We start from the raw sequence: 12696 nt of genomic DNA on the forward strand, positions 1-12696 counted from the left end.
GGGGCCACTCTACGGCCGTCACGCTGCCTCCACAAGGGACACCGGGCAGGCATAAAAAAGACCCAGGCGGTGCCCCCGCCTGGGTCTGAAGTTGTATCCCGATACCGATCCTGCTGAGAGGCAGAGCTGCGGTTCGCTGAAGCCTACGCGCGGGCCGATTAAAGGCTTGTTAAAGCCGGCCTCATCCGCCCATGAGAATTTCAAGCAACTGAAATTTCAAGGTTTTTTCAGCTTCTCGACGTGCTCGATGATGCGCGTGGCCACGTCCACCCCGCAGGCAGCCTCGATCCCTTCCAGCCCCGGCGTGGAGTTGACCTCCAGCACCAGCGGGCCGCGCGCGGAGCGGATCAGGTCCACCCCGCACACCGACAGTCCCAGTGCCTTGGCCGACCGCACCGCCACCTGCTGCTCGGCACGGCTGGCCTTGGCCGCCACCGCCGTCCCCCCCGCATGCAGGTTGGAGCGGAAGTCACCTTCCGGCGCCTGCCGCTGCATCGAGGCCACCACCTGGTCACCGACCACGAAGCAGCGCAGATCGGCCCCCTTGGCTTCGCCGATGAACTCCTGCATCAGGAAATTGGCATACAACCCGCGCAGGGCCTCGACAATGCCGCGCGAGGCGCTGGCCTTCTCGGTCAGGATCACGCCCCGCCCCTGGGTACCCTCGTTGAGCTTCACTACATGCGGCGGCGGGCCCAGCATGGACAACAGGTCGACGGTGTCGTCGGGGTTGTCGCCGAACACGGTGACCGGCATGTCGATGCCCTTGGCCGCCAGCAGCTGGTGCGCACGCAGCTTGTCGCGCGAACGCAGGATCGCGTCGGACGGATTCGGGGTACGTGCGCCCATCAGTTCGAACTGGCGCAGTACTGCGGTGCCGTAGCGGGTGATCGAGGCACCGATGCGCGGGATGACCATGTCCACGCCGGTCATCGGCCGGCCCTTGTAGTGCATCGAGAAGCCATCGGCGGCGATGCGCATGTAGCAGCGCAGCGGGTCGAGGATGCGCACGGTGTGGCCGCGCGCGCGCGCGGCCTCGACCAGCCGGCGGGTGGAGTACAGGGAGCTGTTGCGGGACAGGATGGCGAGCTTCATCGCGGCAGGATCGGGCGGCAGGCGCGCAGCATAGCGCGGGCGCGTGGCGCTGCGATGATGGATGTACTCAGAGCCGCTGGCGCAACAGTGCCGGTGTCAGCTGCGTCATCTTCAACGTCAGCTTCCGCAGCGACGTTGCATTGGCATAGCCAACCCGCTCGGCCACATCCTCCACCGAAAGATCTGTCCGCTCCAGAAGCCGCTGAGCCATCCGCATCCGTACTGTCTGCACCAGCACCCTTGGCGAACTGCCGGTAACCCGATGGACGCGTCGGGCCAGGGTACGCGCCGTCAGGTGCAGGCGCCGGGCCGCTTCTTCCATGCCCAGAGCATGCGGCAGGCTGGTTTCGATCAACGATTCGAAACGGCGCACGGTGTCGTCATCGTGGTCGGCATCCTGCCAGGCCATGTAGCGAGCCTGGGTGGTGCGGCTGTCCACCAGCAGGAAACGCATGACCGCCTCGGCAACGTCACGCCCGGAGTACTGGCGCACCAGGTGCAGCATCAGATCCATCTGTGCCATTGCTGCTCCTGCCGTGGTCAGTCGACCTTCCTCTGCCACCATGCAGGCCGGATCCAGCCGTGCCTGCGGGAAGCGCCGACGCAGCAGGCCCGCCAATGCCCAATGACTGGTGACACGACGGCCGTCGAGCAATCCAGCCTCCCCCAGCACCAGTACCCCCGAACAGCTGGCGCAGACCCTGCCCCCGCTCGCGTGGAAGTGGGCAGCCAAGCGTGCCAGATGCTGGGCATCCGGCATGGCCAACCGGCGCAATGCAATACCGTCGGTGTAGCGGGCGTCCAGTCCACATGGCTCGTGCCCGTTGGCATCGAGCATGCCGTCCAGCCCCAGGCTGGGTATGACCAGTACGCCGGCAGCCCCATCGCCGATGCTGGACAGCGGATCGGCCTTCAGCGTCATGCCATTGCTCAACCGCAACTGGCGACGGCTGCCTGCCACGCGCCAGCGCAGCGCCGGCTGACCGAGGCGCTCGGCCGAGCGATTGGCGAAATCCAGTACATCGAGTGTCGCGCCCACGCTGGCAGCCAACGTCCCGTCGAGCACCGCGATGATGAATTCAGGCTTGTCCATTCTGGATTGTTTTTTGTCAATCAAGACACCTCGCAGTGTAGACCAGCAACGCTTTAATAAGTCACGCGGTCATCACATCGGGGGCTTGAGCAATGCAGACAGAGCCACGCAGCACGGTGTTGATGGGCTCGCCTGCAGTACTGCCATCACTGTGGCCAGCCTTCGCCCTGTGCCTGTCGATGGCGGTTGCCAACGGCCTGGGGCGATTTGCCTACGCACTGCTGCTTCCCGCCATGCGCGAGGATCTGCAATGGACCTATGCGCAGGCGGGTTGGCTCAACACGGCAAATGCGCTCGGCTATGTGCTTGGAGCAGGCACCGCCTATGCGCTTCTGCACCGGGTCAGCGCACGCCGCTTGTTCCAGGCAGGCTTGGGGCTGTGCGTGTTCACTCTCGCCGTGACCGGCGCCAGCGGTGCCCTGCCCTGGCTGAGCACCCAACGCGTGCTCAACGGCGTTGGCGCTGCCTGGGTCTCGGCCTGCGGCAGCACGCTCGTGCTGCTGCACTACCGGCATGCAGCCAACCGTCGCGGAGCGGCAACAGGTCTGTTCTTCGGCGGCGCCGGCATCGGGATCATTGCCGCCGGCCTGGCCGTGGCGCCGCTGCTGGCCATCCATGGGGCCGCAACCTGGCCAACGGCGTGGCTGGTGCTGGGGGCCGTTGGGCTTCTCGCCTCGATATGGCCAATGACACTGGCCGGCCGGATACAGGAATCAACCGCCGTCACTGAAGCCCACGACCATGCGCCGCTGCCACTTCGGCACCTGGGTGCCTGCCTGGCAGCCTACTTCTGCTGGGCCGGTGGCTACATCATCTATCTCACTTTCATTTTTGCGTGGCTGCGCGACCACGGACTGTCCTGGCAGCAGGGCATCGCCGTGTGGACGGTGCTGGGCATCGCAATCCTGTGTTCGGGAATGCTCTGGCGGCGCGCGCTGGGTGCATGGCCTGGCGCGCACGTGCTGTCAGCGTGCTGCGCGGTGTCACTGCTGGGCACGCTGGCACCGTTGCTGGGCGGCACGACGGGCCTGTTTGTTTCCGCTGCGGTGTTCGGCTCAAGCGTCTTCATCGCTGCAGCCGCCATCGCGGTCCTTGTCCGGCAGAACCTGCCCGCAGCGCGCATAGGCCGCGCGATGGCTCTGTTCAACCTCGCCTTCGCCGCCGGCCAGGCCATCGGTCCGGTGGCCGCCGGCGCAGTGGCCGATCGTACCGGTCTGGATGGAGCGCTATGGCTCAGTGCCGCGCTGCATGTCGCCGCCGTCGCCCTGCCGTGGGCGGCACGCGCCCCGCGCGGCGCCGGATGAACCTCACCAGCCTCCAAGGAGCTCCGTGTGCGCATTGTCATCTCTCCGCGATTTTCCGAAGTCGATGTGCTCGGGCATGTCACCAACACCGCGCTGCCGGTGTGGTTCGAGCATGGCCGCCTTCCGATCTTCCTGCATTTCAGCCAAACCGGAAACATGCGCGATCTCAGTCTGATCCTGCGCCGTTATGAGGTCGACTTCCTGAAACAGATCCGCGCAGAGCACGACGTCGAGATCGACACCCGCATTGATGCGATCGGCCGGTCGTCCCTGTCCATCGTGCAGAACGCCTTCCAATGCGGCCAGCAGGTCGCCAGCGGACGCTGCGTGATGGTCCATTTCGACTACGCCGCCAACGCTACGCAGGAGATCGACGGCACGCGACGGCGCGCCCTGTCGATCTTCTTCACCGAGGAGTACGCCCAATCACTTGCGATGAAGGAACCATCATGCTGAACAAGACCCACCGCGACACCGAGAGCTTCCTGCGGCAGATCCAGAACTTGCTGCCCGTGTTCGACAGCAATGCGCTGCCGCAGGAGCCGCTGCCCAAGGAGCGCTGGGCGCAACTGATGGACGAGGGCATCTGCCTGCCCGCTATTCCGGTGTCGCACGAGGGGCGGCACAACCACCGCGAAATGTGCGAAGTGATTGAAATGATGTCGGAGTACAACCTGCCGCTGGGCATGTACACGATGATCGTAACCGTGCTTTTCCTGCGCAACGTAGCGCTCAGCGGATCGTCCCGGCTGCAGGCGGAGGTCTTCGAGGACTTCCTCGAAAACCCCGTGATCGGCGGCATCGCCTTCACCGAGCCGGAGCATGGCTCGAGCCTGTCGCGCATGAAGACTACCTATGAAGAACAGGATGGCAGCTACTACGTGCGGGGCAGCAAGCATTGGCAGGCCTTCAGCGCACAGGCCGACTGGTGGATCGTGTGCGCCCGCCAGTACGCCGGAAAGCAATTCGGCTACTTCGTGCACCGGCGCTCGGACGGTGGCTTCGTTACCACCGAGGTTTACGACAGCCTGGGCCTGAAGAACCTGGGGTACGGGCTGAACGAAATCGACATCCGGGTCGCCCCCCATCGGCGGCTCGACAAGCGTCGCACGGGACTGGGCGATACAGCCGAGATCCTGTGCGCGTCGAGGTTCAGCAAGGCGGCCATGTCCAGCGGCTTTCTGCGCCGTCTCTACCGGGAAGCGCTGTCGCAGACGCAGAACCGACAGATCGGCGAAGGCTCCCTGTATGACATCGAATACGTGCGCTACAAAGTGTCGCGCATCCGCAACCACTACGTGATCTGCAACGCGCTTTACCACCATCTTCTGCTTGAAGAAGACTACACCTGCGATATCTCCGGCAGCATGTTCGCCTCCCTGGCCACCAAGGTGCTGTCGTCGGAACTGATGCTGGATTCCGCCATCGACTACCAACAGCTGTGCGGCGGAGAAGGCTACCGCACCGGTGCGGACAACATCGCTGCACACGCCCTGCTGGATGCACGGGTGTACACGATCTTCGATGGAACCAATGATCTGCTGTGCCAACACCTGGCCGACATTGCCCTGCATGAGATGCATGTTGGCGGGTTCACGAATCTGCGCGACGTCCTGCAGGCCAACCCCTACAGCCGCTTCGCTGCGGCTCAGGCACCCCAGTTCTACGACATCGATACGCAGAACCTCAACCAGGCAGGCCGGGTTGTTCTGGGGCGGATGCTGTCACGGATCTTCGGACTGGACTGCCTGGTGCGCCGCGCACAGCGCCTGCACCAGATGCCCGGAGCGGGTCTGGTGGCGCGCGACCACGAGTCACAGGCACGCTACGACCGTCGCGACATTCGACAGGCGTCAAAACTGCTGATGCTCAATCTCAATGCGCTGCGGGAAGAGCTCGATTACGTGCAGAGCGACGCATGCGCATGAAGCAGCGTCGATCAACGGCAGCTGTGGCAGGACCGCGTGGCGCAGCAACGTGGAAACTGCAGGTTGAACCACAGGGCTGTGCGGAAACCCGGAGCATCTGATACTGGCCCAGACCGCAGGGTGGAGCGGGCGATGGGAATCGAACCCACGTCAGTAGCTTGGGAAGCTACAGCTCTACCATTGAGCTACGCCCGCGTTGCGGTGGAAAGTCTATGCGCTGGGGCCGGTGTTGTGCAATGGTGCCCCCCGCATCAGAGCGGGGTCGGAGCCCTTTCGTTGCCGAAAGGGATCCGACCCCGCCTGGTTTCTGCTTAGAAGCTGCCGCTGAAGTTGGCGAACAGCGTCGCGTCCTGGGCACGCTTCTGCCCGGCCGAAGCGCTCAGGCCGAAGTTGCTCTGCAGGCCGAACAGCTCGGTACGGGCACCCAGCACCACGGTGGCGTAGTTCTTGTCGAAGTTCAGGCCCGGCACGCGATAGCTGCCCAGTTCCGGCAGCGTCTGCAGCCATGCGCTGGCCTGCTTGGTGTCTTCGAACTCATGGTCGTAGGTCAGCTGCGCGTATGGCTTGACGGTGCCGCCATCGAAGCGGGCCTGCCAGCCGATGCGGCCAACGGTCGAGTCAACGTTCTGTCGGTCGTAACCCAGCGCGGTGGCCAGGGTGCCGGCCGCAGCGCTTTCGGTGTAACCATCGATCTTCACCTTCTGCCAGATCACCGAAGCGATCGGACCGTGGCGGAAGCCGCCTTCGGTGCCGAACTCGTAACCGGCGTTCAGGGCGGCAGTCAGGTTGCTGCCGTCCGGCGAACCACCGTGCTCGCGGGTGGCCGGGCCGAGCTGGACCTTGCGGTTCACGTCATACGACAGCCAGGTGTAGCTGACCTGGCCGTTGACCCAGATGCGATCGCCGTACCAGCCGGCGAACAGACCGGCGGTGGTGTCCTTCTGGGTGAAGTCGCCACGGCTGTTGCCGAAATCGGCGTTGAGGCGGCCGAAGCCGGCGAAGCCGCCGACCACCATGCCGTCGCGCGCCCAGTCGATGCCGAACAGGCCGGCCGGCGCCAGGCCGTCGTACAGATCCGCGTGGTCGTAGCGCTGCAGGTCACCGCGCACGCCACCCCACCAGGACAGGCCGTCGGCCGGACGACCGCCCAGGTGCATGCTGACCTGGTCGGCACGCGAGCGACCAATGGTCTGCGCCGAGTGGCTCAGCACCTGCTGCAGGCGCGGGGCTTCCAGCACCGAGACCGCGTACTGGCCCAGCAGCTGGTGGCCCGCCGTGGTCGGATGCACGCCATCGGCAAACAGATAGGTGTTGGCCGCATCCGGGCTGACGTAGCTGGTCGGATTGCAGGTCAGGATGCTCTGCGTCGAGTTGGCCGGATCGATCTTGCAGGCGGTGCTGGTGACGTTGGTGAAGCCATACATGCCTGGATTGGCGGCGACTTCGCCCAGAACGGTGAAGGTATCGAGCGGAATGAACTCGATACCGGCCTGCTTCAGCCCGCCGTACAGCGCTTTGTTGTAGCCGGCCGACAACGCGGTGGCAGCGGCGGCATTCGGGCCGCGGAAGGCCGGAGTCAGGCCGACGTTGGGCAGGTTCGGCACCAGCACGTATTCGGCACCGGCCTGCTTCAGCGCGCCGACCAGGGCGATCTGGTCGGTGACGGCGGCGCCGATGATGGCCTGTGCCTGCGTCGGCGCAGCGGCGGCGGCGAACAGGTCATTGGCACCGCCCCACACCGTATACAGGACATTGGCGTCAGCCTTGCCGCCATTGGCAGCCAGATAACGGGCCGCCTGCGACTTCAGCGACGGGATGGTTCCCATCGGACTCGCCACGTCCACGCCGACGCGGGCACCGCCGACCGCGTAGTTGTCACCGCTCTGGCCGTTGCCATTGGCGGCGCCATTGAGGCCATAGTAGTTGGCGACCTGCTGCGACCACACCCAGCCCGGGTTGGTGGTGAACTGGCCGGTTACCGGGCGCACATCGGCCGGCAGCAGCGGGCGGAAATAGCCGGCATCGGTCAGGCTGTCGCCGAAGAACACGGCCTTGGAATACGGGGATTCGCCTGCCATGGCCGGAAGCGCGGCCAGCGCGATCGCGGCCGCCATCAGGGAGCGGATCGGGTGTTTGCTGAGCTGCATGTAGGAAACTCCTGTGGGGAAATCATTGGGGACCCGGCGCACGTACGCCGGCGCACGGTGAATGGTTTCACTGCGCCGCGTTTTGCTCACGCTGCGCCGCCGCATGGATTGTCGCCCGATCACCGGGAAACCTGCTGTGCCGGAGCTGGCGCCCCGTTCAATTTGCAAGCGTTCCGATCCCGGCGGGCTATCGGCGACAATGCGCGGATGAACATCCAGCTCAATGGCGAACCCCGCACCCTGCCCGCTTCGGCGACCGTCCACGACCTGCTCGAGGCCGAGCAGTTGCTGCAGCGCCGGGTGGCCGTGGAGGTCAATGGCGAAATCGTCAGCCGCAGCCGCCACGGCGAACATGTACTGGCCGAGGGTGATGTGGTCGAGATCGTGCACGCACTGGGCGGGGGTTGAGGCTGCGCGGGTCTTCAGGGGTCAGAGCCCTTTGCCGGTGGCAAAGGGCTCTGACCCCATGCTCGGCCCTGCCCGCTGTATGACCCCATCTTCAGGCGGATAGGCGATAATCGCGCCATGAACGTTCATGTCTCCCCCGATTCGCTGGTGATCGCCGGCAAGACCTATGGCTCGCGGCTGCTGACCGGCACCGGCAAGTTCAAGGATCTGGAAGAAACCCGCCTGGCCACCGAGGCTGCAGGCGCCCAGATCGTCACCGTGGCGATCCGCCGCACCAACATCGGGCAGAACCCGGGGGAGCCGAACCTGCTCGACGTGCTGCCGCCGGAGCGCTACACCATCCTGCCCAACACCGCCGGCTGCTACACCGCCGAAGATGCCGTGCGCACCTGCCGCCTGGCCCGTGAGCTGCTGGACGGCCACAACCTGACCAAGCTGGAAGTGCTGGGCGACCAGAAGTCGCTGTACCCGGACGTGGTGCAGACCCTCAAGGCTGCCGAGCAGCTGGTCAAGGACGGTTTCGAGGTGATGGTCTACACCTCCGACGACCCGATCCTGGCCAAGCGCCTGGAAGAGATCGGCTGCGCCGCGGTGATGCCGCTGGCCGCGCCGATCGGTTCGGGCCTGGGCATCCAGAACAAGTACAACCTGCTGCAGATCATCGAAGACGCCAAGGTGCCGATCATCGTCGACGCCGGCGTGGGCACCGCCTCCGACGCGGCGATCGCAATGGAGCTGGGCTGCGATGGCGTGCTGATGAACACCGCCATTGCCGGTGCACGCCACCCGGTGCTGATGGCCAGTGCCATGCGCAAGGCCGTCGAGGCCGGCCGCGAGGCCTTCCTGGCCGGGCGCATTCCGCGCAAGCGCTATGCCAGCGCGTCCTCGCCGGTGGATGGGTTGATCGGCTGATGACCAATCCTTTCGACAGCGCCGGTTCCAAGGCCCCGCCCAAGCCCTTCACCGTCAGCGAGGGCCGCCGCGAGGTGCGCAGCTTCGTGTTGCGCCAGGGCCGTTTCACTCCCGCCCAGCAGCGCGCGTTCGATGAACGCTGGCCGCGCTTCGGCATCGACTACAACGGCCAGCCGCGCGACCTGGATGCCACCTTCGGCCGCCCGGCGCACAAGGTGCTGGAAATCGGCTTCGGCAACGGTGCCGCGCTGCGCTTCGCCGCCCAGCACGACCCGTCGCGCGACTACATCGGCATCGAAGTGCATGCCCCGGGCGTGGGTCGCCTGCTGAACGCGCTGGCCGAGGACAACGCCGACCACGTGCGCCTGTACCACCACGATGCCGTGGAGGTGCTGCAGAACGAGATCGCCGACGGTGCGCTGGATGAAGTGCGCATCTACTTCCCGGACCCGTGGCACAAGAAGCGCCACAACAAGCGCCGCCTGTTGCAGCCGGCGTTCGCCGACCTGCTGGTGCGCAAGCTGCGCCCGGGCGGCCGCCTGCACTGCGCCACCGACTGGGAAGACTACGCCGAGCAGATGTGGGACGTGCTCGATGCCACCGCCGGGCTGGTCAACCGTGCCGGCCCGCGTGGCAGCGTGCCGCGCCCGGACTGGCGCCCGCAGACCCACTTCGAGACCCGCGGCCAGAAGCTCGGCCATGGCGTCTGGGACCTGCTGTACGACCGCACCTGACGATCATCTGAGGACACCGCGCCCCACATGGATACCGCGCTGACGCTGACCAACGACATGAAGCTCGTGCTCGGGCTGGTCGGCTTCACGATGGCGATGTTCCTGTTCGAGCGCATCCGCGCCGACGTGGTCGCGCTGGTGGTGCTGGTGGTGCTGGGTGTCACCGGCCTGATCGCGCCAGAAGAGATCTTCGGCGGCTTCTCCGGTAACGCGGTGATGAGCATCATCGCCACGACCATCCTCGGTGCGGGTCTGGACCGCACCGGGGCGCTGAACCGGCTGGCCGCCTGGCTGCTGCGGCGCGGCCATGGCGTCGAGCAGCGGCTGCTGATGATGACCACGGCCATCGCCGGCCTGAACTCGTCCTTCATGCAGAACCCGTCGGTGATGGCGCTGTACCTGCCGGTCGCTTCGCGGCTGGCAGCGCGCACCGGCCTGACCCTGCAGCGCCTGCTGCTGCCGATCTCGGCGGCGATCGTGATGGGCGGCGCGCTGACCATGGTCGGCAACTCGCCGCTGATCCTGCTGAACGATCTGCTGGCCTCGGCCAACAACAACCTGCCCTCGGGCCTGGCCACCATCGAACCGCTGCGCATGTTCGCGCCGCTGCCCATCGGCGTGGCCCTGCTGATCGCCTCGCTGCTGTATTTCCGCTATTACGGCGACCGCAAGCTGGTCGAAGAAGAAAGCCTGGTCAACGACGGTGTCACGCCGGCGCGCACCGAGAGCTACTTCGCCAAGACCTACGGCATTGAAGGTGATGTGTTCGAGCTGGTGGTCAGTGCCGAAAGCCCGCTGGTGGGCATGACCCTGGGCGAGGCCGAGAACCTGCACGACGCGCCGCTGCTGCTTGCCCTGAAGACCGGCAACGACACCCGCCTGGCGCCGCCGGCGGAAATGCGCATCTGGGTTGGCAGCGTGCTCGGTGCGATGGGGCCGCGTGAGCAGATCAGCGACTTCGCGCAGAACCAGTTCCTGCGCATGTCCTCGCGCCTGAAGCACCTGGGCGACCTGTTCAATCCCAGCCGTGCCGGTATTTCCGAGGCGGTGGTGCCGCCGACCTCGAACGTGATCGGCAAGAGCGCGGCCGATCTGCGCCTGCGCAAGGAGCGCGGCATCAGCCTGCTGGCGATCAACCGCGACAAGCAGGTGATCCGCGAGGACGTGCGCGATGTGCAGCTGCGCGCCGGTGACATGCTGGTGTTCCACAGCATCTGGACCGACCTGGCGCAGGCCGCGCGCAGCCGCGACTTCGTGGTGGTGACCGACTACCCGACGGGCGAACAGCGCCCGCACAAGTTCAAGATCGCGATGGCGATCTTCGCGTTGACCATCCTCATCGCGCTGACCAGCAAGCTGCCGGTGGCGCTGACGCTGATGACCGGCGTGGCTGGCATGCTGCTGACCGGCGTGCTGCGCATGGACGAGGCCTACGCCTCGATCAACTGGAAGACGGTGTTCATGATGGCCGGGCTGATTCCGCTCGGCTGGGCGATGGATTCCAGCGGTGCGGCGGCGTGGGTGGCTGGCCATACCATCGACAAGTTGCCCACCGGTATCCCGATCTGGGTGCTGGAAGTGGCACTGGCGCTGCTGACCACGGCGTTCTCGCTGGTGATCAGCCACGTGGGTGCGACCATCGTGATGGTGCCCATTGCGGTGAACCTGGCACTGGCGGCCGGTGGCAACCCGACCGCGTTCGCGCTGATCGTGGCGCTGTCGGCGTCCAACAACCTGATGACGGCGTCGAATCCGGTGATTTCGATGATCACCGGTCCGGCCAATTACACCCCGCGCGAGATGTGGCGGGTCGGCGGACCGTTGTCGCTGATCTACACCTGCGTGGTGGTGTTGATGATCAACCTGATGTTCTGAGGGTTGGGGCTTGTTGGCAGGGCTGCGCCCTGCACCCGCAGAAGCCGAAGCAACAGCAACAGCGTGCATTCCGTGGGATGGCGGGGCACTGTGGGTTTGCGGGGACGCCGTGAACCCGTCCATGGGGGCTTGGTCGCGGCATCCATGCCGCTCACACCCCGCAAACCCACAGTGCCCCGCCTTCGACAGGTTCATGCTGCTGATGGTGGGTGCCGACCTTGGTCGGCACGGATCTCGCTCTGGTGGGTGTCGACCGTTGGTCGGCACGGATCTCGCTCTGGTGGGTGTCGACCTTGGTCGACACGGCTTTTGTAGAGTCGAGCCGTGCTCGACTGCTTCCGGCCTCAGGCCAGGTAAACCTGCCCGTCACGCACATCCACCGGCACGGTGCGCAGGCGGTCGCCCTTGCACGGGCCGGCAATGCAGTCGCCGCTGTCCAGGGCGAACGAGGCGCCATGCGCGGCGCACACCAGGTGGCCCTCACGGCTCTTCAGGAACTGGCCAGGAGCCCAGTCCAGGCGGCGGCCGGCGTGCGGACAGATGTTCAGGAAGGCTCGGACCTGCCCGCCGTCGCGGTACAGCACCAGCGACTCGGCATCGCCATCAACCACCGCTTCGACCTCGGCAAACGCGCCATCGGCAATGGCTTCAAGGGCGATCAGGGCAGCGGCGGTAGTCATGGCGAAGGCTCGGACGGTAAACCGGAATTGTCGCATGCCTGCTCAGGTGACTGGCTGCGACATGAACACAAGTCATTGATCCGTAATAAGCACAGGCTATATTTAACGAGTTTTTCACTCAATGACAGTGGCGCGTCCCGATACTCTGGTTTCGCTGATCCCAGCCTATCGAGCCGCCATGTTCAATCGCGCATCCGCCTTCAACCAGTTCCGCACCCTGTTCGCGCCGCGCAAGCCGCGCCATCCGTTGGTGCGCGTTGCCGTGGGCCTGCTTGGCCTGGCGATCCTGGCCGCGATGGTGTTCATCGGCGTGTTTGTTGGTGCGGCGATGATCATGGTCGGCCTGGCGTGGAAGCTGCTGGCCTCGCGCAAGCCGGGTGCCGCGCGTCCGGTCGACCCGACCGTGGTCGAGGGCGAGTACCGCGTGGTGCGCAAGCCGGTGTTGCCGGTCTCGCGCTGACCTGCGCCATCCGCGCCCGCTGACGGCGGGCGCCATGCGTTCTAGACTGCGGGCACGCCC

At 65.7% G+C, this 12696-nt stretch carries 12 protein-coding genes and 1 tRNA gene; 8 read left to right on the forward strand and 5 right to left on the reverse strand.

The annotated features are described in order from the left end of the window. Positions 1 to 216: 216 nt before the first annotated feature. On the reverse strand, positions 217 to 1095 hold the full coding sequence (gene rimK, locus ACZK0Z_RS18005) for a 30S ribosomal protein S6--L-glutamate ligase (RefSeq protein WP_005410807.1): 879 nt from the start codon (positions 1093 to 1095) through the stop codon (positions 217 to 219). 67 nt (positions 1096 to 1162) lie between these two features. Then, positions 1163 to 2188 carry a GlxA family transcriptional regulator gene (locus ACZK0Z_RS18010; RefSeq protein ID WP_197633140.1) on the reverse strand — a complete coding sequence of 342 codons (1026 nt, stop codon included), beginning with the start codon at positions 2186 to 2188 and terminating at the stop codon, positions 1163 to 1165. Between the two features lie 122 nt (positions 2189 to 2310). Between ACZK0Z_RS18010 and ACZK0Z_RS18015 the strand changes: the two genes are divergently transcribed. Genes ACZK0Z_RS18015 through ACZK0Z_RS18025 form a run of 3 tightly spaced genes read left to right on the forward strand, consistent with a single transcriptional unit; the run spans position 2311 to position 5420 of the window. Further along, a complete protein-coding gene (locus tag ACZK0Z_RS18015; protein ID WP_197633141.1) occupies positions 2311 to 3492 on the forward strand; it encodes a YbfB/YjiJ family MFS transporter in 1182 nt (393 codons plus the stop codon). Between the two features lie 27 nt (positions 3493 to 3519). Beyond that, positions 3520 to 3948, forward strand: a complete 429-nt coding sequence (locus tag ACZK0Z_RS18020; protein ID WP_049429905.1) for an acyl-CoA thioesterase — start codon at positions 3520 to 3522, stop codon at positions 3946 to 3948. Further along, a complete protein-coding gene (locus ACZK0Z_RS18025) occupies positions 3942 to 5420 on the forward strand; it encodes an acyl-CoA dehydrogenase family protein (protein ID WP_336339755.1) in 1479 nt (492 codons plus the stop codon). The genes ACZK0Z_RS18020 and ACZK0Z_RS18025 overlap by 7 nt, the downstream gene beginning before the upstream one ends. Before the next feature lie 121 nt (positions 5421 to 5541). Here ACZK0Z_RS18025 and ACZK0Z_RS18030 read toward each other — a convergent pair. Together ACZK0Z_RS18030 and ACZK0Z_RS18035 are read right to left on the reverse strand one after the other, a co-directional pair. Continuing rightward, positions 5542 to 5615: transfer RNA gene (locus ACZK0Z_RS18030), tRNA-Gly, on the reverse strand. A 116-nt stretch (positions 5616 to 5731) separates the two neighbouring features. Beyond that, complete coding sequence (locus ACZK0Z_RS18035) at positions 5732 to 7567, reverse strand: autotransporter domain-containing protein (protein ID WP_197633143.1); 1836 nt, start codon at positions 7565 to 7567, stop codon at positions 5732 to 5734. 207 nt (positions 7568 to 7774) lie between these two features. Here ACZK0Z_RS18035 and thiS point away from each other — a divergent pair, with 207 nt between their 5' ends. The 4 genes from thiS (at position 7775) to ACZK0Z_RS18055 (ending at position 11496) form a co-directional block, all read left to right on the forward strand. Then, positions 7775 to 7975 carry a sulfur carrier protein ThiS gene (thiS, locus tag ACZK0Z_RS18040; RefSeq protein ID WP_049429902.1) on the forward strand — a complete coding sequence of 67 codons (201 nt, stop codon included), beginning with the start codon at positions 7775 to 7777 and terminating at the stop codon, positions 7973 to 7975. Between the two features lie 117 nt (positions 7976 to 8092). Continuing rightward, positions 8093 to 8887 (forward strand): thiazole synthase, encoded by a 795-nt coding sequence (locus tag ACZK0Z_RS18045; protein WP_005410813.1) that lies wholly within the window; start codon positions 8093 to 8095, stop codon positions 8885 to 8887. Next, complete coding sequence (gene trmB / locus ACZK0Z_RS18050) at positions 8887 to 9621, forward strand: tRNA (guanosine(46)-N7)-methyltransferase TrmB (RefSeq protein WP_049429900.1); 735 nt, start codon at positions 8887 to 8889, stop codon at positions 9619 to 9621. Before ACZK0Z_RS18045 ends, trmB begins: the two co-directional genes overlap by 1 nt. Positions 9622 to 9648: 27 nt before the next feature. Further along, complete coding sequence (locus tag ACZK0Z_RS18055; RefSeq protein ID WP_197633144.1) at positions 9649 to 11496, forward strand: SLC13 family permease; 1848 nt, start codon at positions 9649 to 9651, stop codon at positions 11494 to 11496. A 344-nt stretch (positions 11497 to 11840) separates the two neighbouring features. Here the strand turns inward: ACZK0Z_RS18055 and ACZK0Z_RS18060 are convergent, their stop codons facing one another. Beyond that, complete coding sequence (locus ACZK0Z_RS18060; RefSeq protein ID WP_197633145.1) at positions 11841 to 12176, reverse strand: Rieske 2Fe-2S domain-containing protein; 336 nt, start codon at positions 12174 to 12176, stop codon at positions 11841 to 11843. Positions 12177 to 12354: 178 nt separating this feature from the next. On the opposite strand from ACZK0Z_RS18060, the gene ACZK0Z_RS18065 reads away from it, so the two are divergent. Next, positions 12355 to 12636 carry a hypothetical protein gene (locus ACZK0Z_RS18065; protein WP_010481462.1) on the forward strand — a complete coding sequence of 94 codons (282 nt, stop codon included), beginning with the start codon at positions 12355 to 12357 and terminating at the stop codon, positions 12634 to 12636. The last annotated feature ends 60 nt before the right edge of the window (positions 12637 to 12696 follow it).

It is taken from the genome of Stenotrophomonas sp. 116085_Sma (genome assembly GCF_056479585.1).